General features: G+C 50.6%; 12 protein-coding genes. 4 read left to right on the top strand and 8 right to left on the bottom strand.

Annotated features, from left to right (window positions below):
- Positions 1-17 precede the first annotated feature (17 nt).
- Positions 18-2,084, top strand: a complete 2,067-nt coding sequence (recG, locus tag IPG31_09485) for an ATP-dependent DNA helicase RecG (GenBank protein ID MBK6618569.1) — start codon at positions 18-20, stop codon at positions 2,082-2,084.
- Here recG and rapZ read toward each other — a convergent pair.
- From rapZ to IPG31_09450, 7 genes are all read right to left on the bottom strand, one after another.
- Positions 2,069-2,938 carry an RNase adapter RapZ gene (rapZ, locus tag IPG31_09480; protein MBK6618568.1) on the bottom strand — a complete coding sequence of 290 codons (870 nt, stop codon included), beginning with the start codon at positions 2,936-2,938 and terminating at the stop codon, positions 2,069-2,071. The genes recG and rapZ overlap by 16 nt on opposite strands.
- A 104-nt stretch (positions 2,939-3,042) precedes the next feature.
- On the bottom strand, positions 3,043-3,810 hold the full coding sequence (locus IPG31_09475; protein MBK6618567.1) for a hydrogenase maturation protease: 768 nt from the start codon (positions 3,808-3,810) through the stop codon (positions 3,043-3,045).
- The gene (locus IPG31_09470; GenBank protein MBK6618566.1) at positions 3,801-5,114 is read right to left on the bottom strand and encodes a Ni/Fe hydrogenase subunit alpha; all 1,314 of its coding nucleotides are present in this window, start codon (positions 5,112-5,114) and stop codon (positions 3,801-3,803) included. The genes IPG31_09475 and IPG31_09470 overlap by 10 nt, the downstream gene beginning before the upstream one ends.
- The gene (locus tag IPG31_09465) at positions 5,107-5,880 is read right to left on the bottom strand and encodes an oxidoreductase (GenBank protein ID MBK6618565.1); all 774 of its coding nucleotides are present in this window, start codon (positions 5,878-5,880) and stop codon (positions 5,107-5,109) included. Before IPG31_09465 ends, IPG31_09470 begins: the two co-directional genes overlap by 8 nt.
- The gene (locus tag IPG31_09460) at positions 5,877-6,704 is read right to left on the bottom strand and encodes an FAD/NAD(P)-binding protein (GenBank protein ID MBK6618564.1); all 828 of its coding nucleotides are present in this window, start codon (positions 6,702-6,704) and stop codon (positions 5,877-5,879) included. The genes IPG31_09465 and IPG31_09460 overlap by 4 nt, the downstream gene beginning before the upstream one ends.
- Positions 6,705-6,709: 5 nt before the next feature.
- Entirely contained in the window at positions 6,710-7,171 is a 462-nt protein-coding gene (locus IPG31_09455) for a cyclic nucleotide-binding domain-containing protein (protein MBK6618563.1), read from the bottom strand.
- Complete coding sequence (locus IPG31_09450; protein ID MBK6618562.1) at positions 7,168-8,349, bottom strand: 4Fe-4S dicluster domain-containing protein; 1,182 nt, start codon at positions 8,347-8,349, stop codon at positions 7,168-7,170. The genes IPG31_09455 and IPG31_09450 overlap by 4 nt, the downstream gene beginning before the upstream one ends.
- 450 nt (positions 8,350-8,799) lie before the next feature.
- Between IPG31_09450 and IPG31_09445 the strand changes: the two genes are divergently transcribed.
- Positions 8,800-10,440: a hypothetical protein gene (locus IPG31_09445; protein ID MBK6618561.1), complete on the top strand. Its 1,641-nt coding sequence runs from the start codon at positions 8,800-8,802 to the stop codon at positions 10,438-10,440.
- Between the two features lie 190 nt (positions 10,441-10,630).
- Here IPG31_09445 and IPG31_09440 read toward each other — a convergent pair whose 3' ends face one another.
- Positions 10,631-12,346 carry a proline--tRNA ligase gene (locus IPG31_09440; protein ID MBK6618560.1) on the bottom strand — a complete coding sequence of 572 codons (1,716 nt, stop codon included), beginning with the start codon at positions 12,344-12,346 and terminating at the stop codon, positions 10,631-10,633.
- Positions 12,347-12,586: 240 nt separating this feature from the next.
- Between IPG31_09440 and IPG31_09435 the strand changes: the two genes are divergently transcribed.
- Both IPG31_09435 and IPG31_09430 read left to right on the top strand, forming a co-directional pair.
- On the top strand, positions 12,587-13,147 hold the full coding sequence (locus IPG31_09435; GenBank protein MBK6618559.1) for an RNA pyrophosphohydrolase: 561 nt from the start codon (positions 12,587-12,589) through the stop codon (positions 13,145-13,147).
- A 75-nt stretch (positions 13,148-13,222) separates the two neighbouring features.
- Positions 13,223-14,215 carry a cytochrome-c peroxidase gene (locus IPG31_09430; GenBank protein ID MBK6618558.1) on the top strand — a complete coding sequence of 331 codons (993 nt, stop codon included), beginning with the start codon at positions 13,223-13,225 and terminating at the stop codon, positions 14,213-14,215.
- Positions 14,216-14,523 lie beyond the last annotated feature (308 nt).

Here is a 14,523-nt window from a genome sequence, read left to right as displayed (position 1 = left end):
TTATTGCTTATTGCTTTGTGACATCCTCAGCTTTTTTGTTCGATACGCTCAATAAAGGATTAAAGCAAAAGCTGAGCAAACTTGGGTTGGTTAGCAATCTCGATCTGGCACTGCACTTGCCGCTGCGATACGAGGACGAAACGCGGTTGCTGCCGATTGCCCGGCTGGTAGCAGAACAAATCGCACAGATTGAAGGTGTAGTCACTGCGCAGGAAATTCAGTCCCGCCCCAGACGACAGCTGGTCTGCCAGTTGCAGGATACAAGCGGCGCTATCACCATCCGTTTTTTTAGTTTTTATTCGGGGCAAGTTACCAGCTGGGCGATCGGCAAACGTTTAAGGGTATTGGGTGAAGTACGCGCCGGATATGGCGGGCTGGAAATCATTCATCCAAAATATCGGGTAGCGCAGGACAAACTGGCCCTTCCCACCACACTCACACCAGTTTATCCGGTGACGACCGGACTGGCGCAGCAAACGCTGTCCAGGCTTATCTCACAAGCGCTGACTGACGTCAGACGAAATGAATTATTGGTAGAAATTCTGCCATCAGTCATTCTGAAAGCACATCAATTGCCAAAACTGGCAGAAAGCATCATATTTCTGCACCATCCTCCTGCCGCCACGCCGCTGGATGCATTGCAATCCCGCACTCATCCCGCCTGGAAACGTATTAAATTCGATGAATTGCTCGCCCAGCAATTATCAATGCGCCAGCATTATCATCAACGCCGCAGTCACCGTGCGCCAACCCTGTCACCGCATCCCGCATTACAGCAGAAACTGCTCAACTTACTGGCGTTTACCTTGACTGCTGCGCAACAAAATGTCGTGAATGAGATCTGTAGCGACCTCGCCCAGTCATTTCCAATGCAACGTTTATTGCAGGGAGATGTGGGAAGTGGCAAGACCATAGTAGCGGCCATTGCTGCATTGCAATCCATCGCCAATGGTTATCAGGTAGCGGTGATGGCACCTACGGAAATTCTCGCTGAGCAGCACCTGCAGAAATTTATGGGTTGGTTCAAACCATTGGAAATAGAAATTGCATGGCTATCCGGAAGTCTGAAAAAGCAGCGGCGTGAGGCAGCCCTGCAAAAAATTGAACAAGGAATTGCCGGATTGATAGTTGGAACGCATGCCATATTTCAGTCACCCGTTCAATTCAAACGTTTGGGACTGGTCATCATCGATGAGCAACACCGTTTTGGTGTGAATCAGCGTCTGGCTTTGCGTCTGAAAGGCAGCAACGATACCGAAGGCGTACCTCATCAGCTCATGATGAGCGCAACCCCGATTCCACGTACCTTATCAATGAGTTATTTTGCCGATCTGGATGTATCGGTGATCAACCAGTTGCCGCCAGGTCGATCACCCGTAGCAACCAAATTGATCGATAGCAGCCGACGAGATGAGGTCCTTGCGCGCGTTCGTGAAGCCTGTCATGCAGGACGTCAGGCTTACTGGGTCTGCCCACTGATAGAAGAATCGGAAGTGTTACAGCTCAAAACCGCGATGCAAACTTTGGCGACACTACGTGAAACCCTCCCGGAACTGGAAGTAGCACTGATACACGGCAGACTCGACAGCACAGAAAAATCAGCCATCATGACTGACTTTAGCCAGGGAACCATACAGCTGCTGGTCGCCACGACAGTCATCGAAGTTGGCGTGGATGTGCCTAATGCCTCCCTGATGGTAATTGAGCATGCGGAACGCATGGGGCTGTCGCAGTTGCATCAGTTACGTGGCCGCATTGGCCGTGGTACAGATGCGGGTGTATGTATCCTGCTATTTCAGCGCCCGTTGTCCGAGCTTGCACGCAAACGTTTACAGGTTATTTATAAATATACCGATGGATTTGAGATCGCACGTCAGGATTTATTGCTGCGCGGTCCAGGTGAATTTCTCGGCACTCGTCAAAGCGGGGTACCGCTGCTGCGATTTGCCGATCTGGAAGCCGATGGTGGTCTACTCGATATTGCCCGGGAAACGGCGGATATCCTGCTGCGGGATTATCCGCAGGCAGCGCAGACACATCTGGATCGCTGGTTAGGTGAGAAAAAGGATTATTTACGAGTGTGAGCGGTAGCCGCCTCAGTCAGACTGCGATGGCGTATCAACACATGCGTGAGATCACGAAAGTAAGCCGCCAGAGTTTCAGCAAAATAGACGGATCGATGCTGACCGCCGGTACAGCCGATTGCGACTGTCAGATAAACACGATTATCACGCATGTATACCGGCAACCAGGTATCGAGAAAATGACGAATATCGATCACCATTTTAGGAACCTCCGGTTGTGCCTCCAGAAAACGAATAACTTCGGGAGACTGACCAGTCAAATCCCGCAGGCGGGGATCATAATGCGGATTGGGAATACAGCGCACATCAAACACCAGATCGGCATCGAGTGGAATACCGTACTTAAAGCCAAATGATTCAAACAGTAGCGTCAGCTGTGCAGTTGGATTGCTGTCGGTGATGAATTCCTTGACAAAGATACGCAGCGTATTAGGTTGCAGTGAACTGGTATCAATATGGTGACCCAGTGCCCCCAATGATGCCAATGCCTCACGTTCACGCCGAATTGCCTCATCAAGCGTAATATTTTCATCCGTCAGCGGATGTCTGCGCCGCGTTTCGGAAAAACGTTGAATGAGGATGTCGGTTCGCGCATTAAAAAAAACGAGCTTGGTTTCAATCGACTGACGTTCGAGCACATCAATCTGACGGGGCAAAGCGGTAATGCTGTCACCGCTACGAATATCGACCGCTACGGCGATATGCGCATAGCCCTGTTGTTGCAACAAAGACACCAGATCAACCAGCATGGGTGCCGGTAAATTATCAACACAGTAATACCCCGCATCTTCCAGCACGTTGAGCGCAACGCTTTTACCCGAACCAGACAAACCGCTGATGATGACAATCTTCATCTATTACTCCAGAGAGCCGCTACGCGGGGAAGGGTAATTGAAATACTGAAATGCTTCCACGTTGCCTCCAGCAGCTTCTCCTGTTTTGTCATTTGTAACAACACCTAGTGAGCGCGGCAGTTGTCACGATCTTGCACTTCGAGGCTATCGAGGATGATTTCCTGCGCATGGGGATCGCTGGTATCGGTCAATTCCTCGACATCAAGGCGCGCGCCTCCGGCCACGGTTCCCTTGATGGCAATCTCGAAGTGTTCGCGGAAGTGCGCGGCGCTGATGTGTGACAGCGCACCCAGTTTGACGCGGATAGCGGTGATAGCAATTTTCTCCTGGCCACCCGCTTCCTGTGCGATGCGTTCGATTTTACGCAGTAAATCGGCCATCAGTGAAAATTCATGCATGGATGGGGCTCCCTGGTTTTCATAATGATTATCGCGTAAATCCGTGACGATGGTGATGAGTATCGTATCGAGCTGTTGCGCTATGGTATCCGATACCGGAGCGCCAGAATCGAAAGTCTGGGCCTCAATACCGTAGAACACGAGTTTTTTCGGCAATGTGCCCATTGCTCGCGAAAGTTCGACGGCTTCCGTAATACCAAATGCATGGGTGGAGCAGTGAAAAAAGGTTTGTGGCAAGCGTTCGCTGACCAGATCAAGCTTGATAAGTGTGCCGGGTTGCCTGCCGGAGCGAACGGCATCCAGGAGGATGACCTCATCACAGCCCGCCCACTGCGCCATTAGGGAAGCCGGTTCCCCATCGTGGGTGATGATGCGATATTCCGGGTTACGCTGCTCTCCGAGTCGTTCGGCCAGGATGCAGCCGATGGCATCATCGCCACGGTGGCGGTTGCCAATGCCGACGATCAGCCGCAAGCCGTTACCCGTTTCACATCGAGTTTCAGAAAGTGCGTTGCACATGAAATGCAGGGGTCATAGTTACGAATGGCCTGTTCGCACTGCCATTGCAGATGTTCATCGTCAAGATACAGGTATTTTGCAACGAAATGCTGCAAATCAACTTCGATTGTTTTCTGGTTCTGCGAGGTCGGCGGGATAATCACGGCATCAAGAATATCGCCGTTGTCATCGAGAGTATAGCGGTGATACAACAGCCCGCGAGGTGCTTCGGTGCAGCCGTAGCCCGTTCCGGCACGGGGCGCGACAGGTGCGAAAGGAACAGCGGGTGGTTCATAGGCATCAATAATGCGCAGCGCTTCATCACAGGCGTACAGCACTTCTACTGCTCGAACGATGATGCTTTTGAACGGGTTGGAACAGATCGTTCCCAGCCCCGCTGCCTGGGCGGCTTCTTGTGCAAGGGGGGACAAACGATCATGGTTGAGGGCATAGCGCGCCATCGGGCCGACGAAATAGTTGCGTTTGTCCTGTTTCATGACCGAATGCAGCGCGTTGCTGTAGGCGACATGCTCTTCTTCAAACGTATCATCGAACGCGGAGATGGGGATATCCAGTCCTTGATTCGACACAATGCGGCCTTCGTTGAACGGATATTCGTGCGGGTGACGAAGCGCGACAAAGCAATAATCCTGCTCGAAATCGGGGAAATCCAGGGTTGAAGTCCAACGCACGGTTTCCAGCGCCAGCTCGCGCGCCTTAAGTAAAGGTTCGCGCAGCGCGTTGAGCTCCGTTTTTGCTGGAACCCGATAAAACCCGCCGACACGCACGTTGATCGGATGCACTTCGCGCCCGCCGACCAACTGCATGATTTCGTTGCCAGCCTTTTTCAGCTGCAATCCGCGTTCGACGATGGCCTTGTGATCTTTTGCCATGTGGATCGCGCTCGGATAACCGAGAAAATCCGGCGCATGCAGCAGGTAGATATGCAGCGTATGGCTGGAAATCCATTCGCCACAATACAAAAGCCGCCGCAATTCGCGCAATGCGCCGTCGATCTCGATGCCCAGCGAATTTTCCATTGCATGCACGGCGCTCATCTGGTAGGCAACCGGGCAAATGCCGCAGATGCGCGCGGTAATGTCGGGGGCATCGGTAAAGCGTCTGCCGCGCAGCAGTGCCTCGAAAAACCGGGGGGGTTCGAAAATTTTCAGCTTGACGTCTTCAAGACGGCCATCACGAATTTTGATGTAGAGCGCGCCCTCCCCTTCTACCCTGGCAAGGTAATCGACCTTGATGATTCGTGTTTTTTCATCACTCATGGCGATCTCCCGCTTTTCTGAATGCCGGCGCGGCTGCGTTGTAACTTCTAAACAATCTGGCAATATCTGGTGCGGCAACATCCAGTTTTTCGAGCCACGCGCTCAACGACTCGGTATTGGGTGATTCCATCGGACCATAACAACCGTAACAGCCGCGATTGTATGATGGGCAAATCGCGCCACATCCGGCATGCGTTACCGGTCCCAGACACGCTATTTTCTGAGTGACCATGATGCAGGGATTGCCACGCAGTTTGCATTCGATGCACACGCTGTGCGCACTGATTGCCGGGCGGCGGCGATGCAAGAAAGCAATAATAACTTCCAGCAGCTGATGTTTGTTGATCGGGCAGCCGCGCAGCTCAAAATCCACCCGCACATGATCGGCAATCGGCGTCGAGGTGGCAAGTGTGCTGATATAGTGGGGTGAGGCATAAACAATCGCCATGAATTCTTTGACATCCTGAAAATTGCGCAGCGCCTGGATACCGCCTGCGGTGGCGCAGGCGCCGATCGTCACCAGATATTTGGACATTCGCCGCACCTCTTGAATGCGTTCGGCATCATGCACAGTCGTAATCGACCCCTCCACCAGTGACAGATCGTAGGGGCCGGGCAGGATATCCCGGCTGGCTTCCGCGAAATTGGCAATATCAATTGCCCCGGCGACCGCAAGCAGTTCATCCTCGCAATCGAGCAGACTCAACTGGCAGCCATCGCAAGAAGCAAATTTCCACACGGCAAGCCTGGGGCGGGTCATGGTCATACCTCCCGTATTCTGAATAAATGCGCAACTTGCGGCAGGGCAAATACCGGCCCATCCTTGCAGATGAAATAGGATCCGTACTGACAGTGGCCGCAAAATCCGACCGCACATTTCATGTTGCGCTCCATCGAAACATAAATATTGCCAGGCTGCACGCCCTGTTTCACGAGCTCGGCGGCTGAAAAACGCATCATCATTTCTGGCCCGCAAATGAGCGCAATCGTGTTGTTGGCGTCAAAGCGCCTGCCTTCGAGCAATGTCGTCACAACGCCCACATGCCCGTGCCAGTCGCGCCCGGCGCTGTCTACCGTGACCCCGGTTTCGAGATCGCCACGTTGCTGCCAAAGGGTAAATTCCTCTGCATACAACCTGTCCTGCGGGGTGCGCGTACCATAGAAAAGCGTGATCCGTCCATACGCATCACGATGATTCAGCAGATGGTAAATGACCGGGCGCAACGGTGCAAGACCCAGCCCGCCTGCCATCAGCACGACATCCTTGCCCCGCATTCTGTCAACCGGCCAGGCGCGCCCAAAAGGCCCGCGCAGTCCCAGTTGGTCGCCTGGTTTCATCCCGGCCACTGCCCGGGTAACGCTCCCCACCGCGCGGACGGTGTGGCGCACACAATCGGTTTCATCGATGTCGCCACTGATCGAAATCGCCACCTCTCCTTGTCCCAAGGCATACAACATGTTGAACTGTCCGGGTTGGCATGCGGGTAGTTTGCTGTTGGATACCGGCACCAGATCCAGCGTGGCGGTATCGGGCAGATCCTGCGAAACGCGTACCACTTTGTAAACAGCGGGCAGCATCGGATCGATCATGACGCTCAACTTCCCTTGCGATAAACGTCGAGCATCTGCAGACGGGTTGCCTGCAAGCGCTGCAACATCACCTGCGCGAACCGCTGCATCAATTGATAACCCAGTTCATGGTCGGATTCCGTCTTGCTCCGCAGGCACTCGCCATCGAGCTGCACGGCGCTCACCGGTTCGATGGCACGTACATCGAATGCGACACGATACGGCGGAAACAGCCAAGAATAGCCGACCACCCCATGATGATTGACCTGAGTGACGATCTGGTGCCCGAACCCCGGTGTGTAGGCTTCCACCACTACCTTGCCACTACGGATGACATAGAAGGTATGAGCATCTTCCCCTTCTTTCATCAGAAAATCACCCGTATCAAAATGGATATTTTTGCCGCAGCCAGCAAGCAGGTTGATATAGGCGGGCGACAATCCCGCAAAAAAAGGGTGGTCATGCAAGAGATCAGCGATCAATTTCATAGATCACTCCTTTGCGTGTTGCCGTTGCCTGCGCTGTCGTTCTCGCGCATCAACCGCACTTCCTCGGTAATGTCGATTCCAACCGGACACCAGGTAACACAGCGCCCGCAGCCGACGCAGCCGGAGGCACCGAACTGGTCGATCCAGCTTGCCAGTTTGTGCGTCATCCATTGTCGATAACGCGCCTTGGTGGAAGATCGTACCGGCCCGCCGTGCAGGTAGGAAAAATCCAGCGTGAAGCACGAATCCCAGCGCCGCCAGCGTTCTGCATGGCTGCCGGTGAGATCGGTCGTGTCCTCCACGCTCGAACAGAAACAGGTGGGGCAGACCATGGTGCAATTGGCGCAGCTCAGGCAGCGCTGGGCAATGTCCTCCCAGCGGGGATTGTCGGCATTACGATACAGCAGGCTCTGAATATCAGTCGTATCCAGCCGTCGCCCCATCTGCGCAGTGGCATTGGCCACGCACTGCGCGGCGGCTTGCACTTCAGTGGATTCAGCGGAGCGTTGCGTAATCAGGCCGAGCATGGCTTCCCCGGATGAGCTGCCTGCCTGAGCGATAAAATAATGCGCATCAGCAGCAATGACTTCAGTAAGTGCAATGTCGAAGCCATCGCTGACAGCCGGGCCGGTGTTCATCGAGGTACAAAAACAGGTTGCCGCTGCCTGGCTGCAATTGACTGCAACGATAAATGCATGCTCGCGTATTCGGCAATAATGAGGATCGCGATGATTATCACCAGAGAATACCTTGTCCTGGATCTGTATCGCATGAAGCTCACAGGCCCGGACGCCGATGAACGCGTATTTTGGGGGGGTGGATTGATCAGCCTCGCTAAATGCGAGACCCGTATCGGTGATTCTGGCTTGCCACAGTTTCTGGCGGGGTGGAAACAGATATTTTTTCCAGGAATGCGGCCCGAGATTATAGCCAAACAGCGCGGTATCTTCTCTGTCGATCAACTGGTATGTCCCCGCTTCCTGGCGATCACCCTTCCCAACCGGCAGATCCTGCGTGCCGGTCAACTCATCATAAACAATGGCACAATCCCTGACCGTTGGCCCCACGAGCGTGTAACCCCGATCTTTCAGTACAGCGAACAGCTGGTCAAGACCGGAGCGGTCAATGCGGAACGATTGGGCTGGCAAATTGGTATGGTCGGTCTGGTTGCTGGTCATGTTTGACACCTCTTGCGAGTCGATGCCTCTGTTGGAATCCCTATATTTACAACACGACTGTTTTATTGTATCTGTATTTTAGCTTCAGGCCTGTTTGTCACAACTACCATCGCACTCCATCAGACCACGAATGCGCGCAGCGTATAGCCGCCTTCGCGGCACGGCCATTAAATTAGTTCTGGGTTTTTGAGAATAGCGTGGCAAAAATGCTATATTTCTGCCTCAAGAAATGCTGACTTATATGCCATCATGAAAACAAAAGGATGCTGGCAACAATAAAGTCATAAACATGTCAAACTAGCACGAGAAAAGGCCAGTAAACTTTGGGCGTCTGCAGAAGACTTACTCAATAATCTCTCCAAAAATTCAGAGTGGTGGCAAAACTTGGATTTTTAGAGATGTCCTTAAATAAATCTCGGAAATTTTTTCTGGTAAAAGGATCCAATTGTGATGAATCAGTCTAATTTGCTTAAACAAACCGCTATTTATCTGGCTATTCTAGGCGGTACAATATTTTATAATTCAGCCGTCGTAGCCAGTGCCCAATATAATCCTGGCGACAACACTGTTGATATTGCCGCAGTAGATGTGCCAAATGGAAGAACCCACGTTAATGCAGATACCTACAGTGCCAAATTAAGAGTGATCGATGCGGGTAACGGCAATCTTGAGCTGGAATTGCTGGATGCAGTCTCGATTTCCACACCTGATTCAGAACGTTCTCATTATGACGTTGTTTTCGGACAGGTCTATGTTCCTAATGTAGATATTGGTGGCACAAAATATAACGCCATTCTGCAATTGATACCGGAATCTGATCCATTGCGTTTTCAGGTAAAGCATTATCATGAAGTTGCATTTACGGGTTGCCCTGCTTTTGCTCAGCCCATAACAGATGTTCCCAATGCATGCATTATTGGAGGTCACATCAACCAGGATATCATGCTGACCAATGATATTAGATGGATACTGGATGGCGGGGTTACTGTCGGTGGCGATAATATTAATAGCGCCACACTTTCCATCGAGCCCGACACACATCTCTCTGGCCGCTCGGGTCTGGATTTTTTGCAGGTACGTCGGGGTTCTAAAATTTATGCAATTGGTACGCCACAACATCCGGTTGTGATGACTGGGGCAAATGAAGTGGCCCCCGGAGAATGGGGTGGGTTGCTACTGGCCGGAAACGCGCCTGTGAACGGCTGCTCAGAGGGTGCGCCCGTCTGTGAGCAGATTAATGAAGCAATTTTTTTAGAAAAATTTGGGGGTAACAACCCTACGGATAGTAGCGGCGTGCTCAAGTATACCTCCATTCGTTTTGCTGGCCTTGAAGTTCGCCCGAATGAGGAGCTGAATTGTTTAACACTGCTGGGTGTTGGCTCAGGAACGACAATCGATTTCGTTCAATGCCACCGGGGCCTGGATGATGGATTTGAAATGTTTGGCGGCACAGTTAATCTGACCCACCTGATTGCTACCGGCAACAATGATGATGCTTTTGACTGGCAAACGGGTTGGGATGGTAAGGCTCAGTTCGTTCTTGTGATGGGAACCTCGGATACGGGTGATGCTGGAATCGAGGCGGATAACAATCAATCCAATCACAATAGCCTGCCACGTTCACGCGGGCAACTGGCCAACTTTACCATGCGGGGCTCCCAAACCGGGGGGGATGGCCACGGAATAGTATTGCGACGTGGCACGGCAGCCAATATTTATAATTCAGTCATCACCGGTTATGGCAAAAGCTGCCTGACCATTGATGACGCTGCCACCTATGGAGTTTCGGGACCTCCGGGCAATTTAACGGGTCTACTGACTATCGAAAATTCGTATGTGCAATGTAATAAGGCATTTAATGACCAGGCTGGATTACCTTTCAATGTCAGTAATTGGTTCGATATGCAACCGGGTAATGTTGCGGGAGATCCTCAACTGAATAATTATCTACCTGCTTTCGGTTCACCACTGACTGACAGCCCCCCTCCTTCCACCGATGATTCGTTCTTCGTGAAAACTGATTATATTGGTGCTTTCAAGAATGAAGATGATGACTGGACAAAAGGGGGCTGGGCAGTCGGGTTAGAATAGTCGTGAATTAACCTGCAGATAACACCCCTGAACCAGAATCTTCAATTTGGAGATTCTGGTTTTTTTATACGTACATTGATAGGTTATTGGAAAAAGCTGATACAGCTATCCAGCGTTAATACCAGCCATTACCCGGAACCACATATACAAAATTTGTATTTGTCAGTATTAATTCATTTGTCTTGCAGGTTCATTGCTGTTGGTTGATCATGCCAGCGATGAATGCCAAGGCTTCCGTCAGTGGCAGCAGGCGGGAGCATTCATCCCGGCGTCCCTGGTATTCCAGTTTGTACTCACGCAGACTGCGTTCACCAACCACAACACGGTGTGGAATACCGATTAATTCCTGGTCGGAAAACATGACTCCAGGGCGTTCTTCACGGTCATCCAGCAACGCATCGATTCCCGCTTCCAGGCAGGATTGATAAAACTTATCTGCTTCAATCCGAACCCGTTCACTTTTATGATAGTTGACGGGGATGATGGCAAGCTGGAAAGGCGCGATGGCCAGTGGAAAAATAATGCCGCGTTCATCGTGATTCTGCTCAATTGCAGCAGCGACGATACGCGATACGCCAATACCATAGCAACCCATTTCCATCGGCAGTGATTGCCCGGATTCATCGAGAAAAGTTGCTCTCATTTTTTCTGCGTAGCGCGTGCGGAGCTGGAAAACGTGCCCAACTTCGATGCCACGGCATATTTCCAGCGTTCCTTTGCCGTCAGGAGACAGGTCGCCGGCTACCACGTTGCGGATATCGAATACCTTGGACGGCAGTGCAAGATCACGTCCGAAATTGACTGATGTGAAATGATGGCCTTCTTCGTTAGCACCGCAGGTAAAATTCTGCATCACCGTTACAGCAGAATCAGCAATAATTTCAACACCAACATTGATCGGGCCGAGGTACCCCGGCGGACAACCCAGTTCCTGAATAATGCGTTCATCGCTGGCAAATTCGAAATCCGCGAGAAAAGGCAGCTTGCGTATCTTGATTTCATTGAGCTGATGATCGCCGCGCAGCAGTAGCAAATAAAATTTGCCACCAGCAATAATCGCCAGCGATTTGAGCGTTTGCGCAACAGAAACTGTTAGAAATTGTGCAACATCTGTGCAGGATTTACGATTGGGCGTTGCTACTTTCTGCATGTGCCCAGTGACGGCAGGCTGACGAAAAGGTTGTGGGGGCAGTGCAGCTGCCAACTCGATATTGGCTGCATAGTCGGAATCCGGGCAATAGGCGATTGCATCCTCGCCTGAATCTGCCAGCACATGGTATTCATGCGAAGCGCTGCCACCCATTGCGCCTGTGTCTGCTGCAACCACCCTGAACTTCAAACCAAGCCGGGTAAAAATCTGACTATAGGTGGCTTGCATGAGTGCGTAAGTTTGCTCAAGACTGGCAAAATCCGCGTGAAAGGAGTAGGCATCTTTCATGATAAATTCGCGTGCGCGCATAACGCCAAAACGCGGACGGATTTCATCGCGGAATTTCGTTTGTATCTGATAAAAATTGCGCGGTAATTGACGGTAGCTTTTAATCTCACGACGCGCAATATCCACAATCACTTCTTCATGGGTTGGTCCGAAACAAAAGTCATGTTGGTGTCGATCCTGCATTTTCAGCATCTGCGGACCAAAAACATCCCAACGTCCACTTTCTTGCCACAGCTCTGCAGGTTGGACTGCTGGCATCAGCAACTCCAGTGCGCCGCTACGATTCATTTCTTCACGAATAATTTGCTCGATCTTGCGCAAAATTCTCAGCCCAAGTGGCATCCATGTGTATAAGCCACTGCCCAGCCGCTTGATCAGGCCGGCACGCAACATATAATTGTGGCTGATTAGTTCCGCCTCGGCTGGTGCTTCCTTGAGAGTTGAAAGAAAGAATTGCGAAACACGCATGACAGGATTCCATTATCATAGTAGAAAGAATGTGATTTTACAGCGAAACAACCCATATCAACGCGCATTCACCTGGTTCTCCGGGGCAATTTTCCATATTTCCTTCGATTTCAGGGTTAACCACAGGCTGGGCCATGAATCGGCGTGCGGATAGAGAGGGGCGGAATGTGAGGTAATTGATATAATGGTATAAAATCACAGATAAAAATATTATCTGATATAGGATATCGGGTGAACAAAATGATAGACCGTAACGGATATAGAGCAAATGTTGGCATCGTTCTGCTAAATAAAGAAAATCAGGTTTTTTGGGGAAAACGCATCCGGCATGAATCCTGGCAGTTTCCACAGGGTGGTATCAAATCAGGCGAAACGCCGACGCAGGCCATGTACCGCGAGCTGGCCGAAGAAACGGGCTTGCAACCGCCGCATGTAAAGGTTTTGGGCAGAACACGCGAGTGGCTCCGTTACGAAGTACCTTCTTGCTGGACACGTCGGGACTGGCGCACCAATTACAAGGGACAGAAACAAATTTGGTTTTTGTTACGCTTACTGGGATGCGATAGCGATGTATCACTCCGTACTTGTGCTCACCCCGAGTTCGATGCCTGGCGCTGGAATCAGTACTGGGTAGAGCTTGATTCTGTAGTCGAATTCAAACGACAGGTTTACCGTGAAGCGCTGATAGAACTATCGCGTCTGTTGGGAGATGGGGTCGTCCTTGGAAATGATGCTGCCTATAGAGATTTTGATAAGCAGAGTCCTGATTATTCAATAAACCCTATCAAAACCAGCAGGTAAGTTGTAAGTTTTGTTCTTGCAAAGCGTGACCGGCTGCGCCATAACAGCCGATATAACTAGACTAGGAGAGAAATTATGATAAAACAGATGTTAACCATGTCATTACTTGCAGGTGTAATGCTTGTACCAGCTTATGTATCCGCTGCCAACGAACCCATTCAACCCATCAAGGCGGTAGTGCCAGAAAAACCGGAAATTGCAGAACTCGGCAAAATGCTGTTTTTTGATCCAAGACTTTCCAAATCAGGGTTTATTTCCTGTAATTCCTGCCATAACCTGGGTATGGGTGGAACGGATAATATTAAAACTTCAATCGGTCACAAGTGGCAGCAGGGTCCGATAAATGCACCAACCGTCCTGAATTCAAGCATGAATCTTGCTCAGTTCTGGGATGGACGCGCCAAAGATTTAAAAGAACAGGCAGGTGGACCCATTGCCAACCCGGGAGAAATGGCATCCACTCATGAAATAGCCGTAAAAGTGGTTGCGTCAATGCCGCAATACGTAGCTCAATTCAAACAGGCGTTTGGAACGGATGTGGTTAATATTGACCGAATTACCACCGCCATTGCTGCATTTGAAGAAACGCTGGTCACTCCTGGCTCCAGATTTGATCAATGGCTGGAAGGCGATAAAAGCGCATTGAATCAGCAGGAACTCGAAGGTTATGAACTATTTAAAAGTAGTGGCTGCACCCAATGTCATAGTGGACCAGCAGTTGGCGGAACTTCTTATCAAAAAATGGGGGTAATTCATCCTTACATAACCAAGAATCCAGCAGTTGGGCGGATGGATGTAACTGGCAAGGAACAGGACAAATACGTATTTAAAGTTCCTACCTTACGCAACGTTGAGCTGACTTATCCGTATTTCCACGACGGCGAAGCAGCTACGCTGGAAAAAGCAGTTGAGATCATGGGTAAAATTCAACTTGATCGTGATTTTAACCAGAAAGAAATTGCGAGCATTGTTGCGTTCCTGAAAACCTTGACGGGCAAACAACCAGAGTTTAATTTGCCAATTCTGCCGCCATCCAATAACGCAACACCGCAACCACAACCTTTCTGAAGTTAATCAGAAATCGGACGATCAAAAAAGACAATCCGGCATCAACCAGCCGGATTGTCTTTCGCAGATAACATCTGCAGCTTTAATCTATTTATATCGGATTATTGGAATAATTTAAGCGTGATTACCCTGCCATATTAAGGACATCTCTAAAAATTCAGGGGGTTAAACAAGACGAGGCAAGAGCAAAAAATATTGACGCAGCATAGAGTTGATAGGTAAGGAGATATTTTTTATAAATCACGATGTGCTGGAAATACCGATTTTTAGAGATGCCCTTAAACTATTCTAGCAACCTGCCGAAACAG

Source organism: Nitrosomonas sp. (assembly GCA_016703745.1).
GTDB lineage: Bacteria > Pseudomonadota > Gammaproteobacteria > Burkholderiales > Nitrosomonadaceae > Nitrosomonas.
Note: the sequence above shows the minus strand (reverse complement) of the source record. Positions and strands in the feature narration are given on the sequence as shown.

Excerpts from the sequence above, each read along its gene's own strand:
- IPG31_09440 (MBK6618560.1), bottom strand. The coding sequence starts at position 12,346 with ATGCGTGTTTCGCAATTCTTTCTTTCAACTCTCAAGGAAGCACCAGCC.
- IPG31_09470 (MBK6618566.1), bottom strand. The coding sequence starts at position 5,114 with ATGAGTGATGAAAAAACACGAATCATCAAGGTCGATTACCTTGCCAGG.
- IPG31_09435 (MBK6618559.1), top strand. The coding sequence starts at position 12,587 with ATGATAGACCGTAACGGATATAGAGCAAATGTTGGCATCGTTCTGCTA.
- IPG31_09445 (MBK6618561.1), top strand. The coding sequence starts at position 8,800 with ATGAATCAGTCTAATTTGCTTAAACAAACCGCTATTTATCTGGCTATT.
- IPG31_09430 (MBK6618558.1), top strand. The coding sequence starts at position 13,223 with ATGATAAAACAGATGTTAACCATGTCATTACTTGCAGGTGTAATGCTT.
- IPG31_09465 (MBK6618565.1), bottom strand. The coding sequence starts at position 5,880 with ATGACCATGACCCGCCCCAGGCTTGCCGTGTGGAAATTTGCTTCTTGC.
- IPG31_09460 (MBK6618564.1), bottom strand. The coding sequence starts at position 6,704 with ATGATCGATCCGATGCTGCCCGCTGTTTACAAAGTGGTACGCGTTTCG.
- IPG31_09455 (MBK6618563.1), bottom strand. The coding sequence starts at position 7,171 with ATGAAATTGATCGCTGATCTCTTGCATGACCACCCTTTTTTTGCGGGA.
- rapZ (MBK6618568.1), bottom strand. The coding sequence starts at position 2,938 with ATGAAGATTGTCATCATCAGCGGTTTGTCTGGTTCGGGTAAAAGCGTT.
- IPG31_09450 (MBK6618562.1), bottom strand. The coding sequence starts at position 8,349 with ATGACCAGCAACCAGACCGACCATACCAATTTGCCAGCCCAATCGTTC.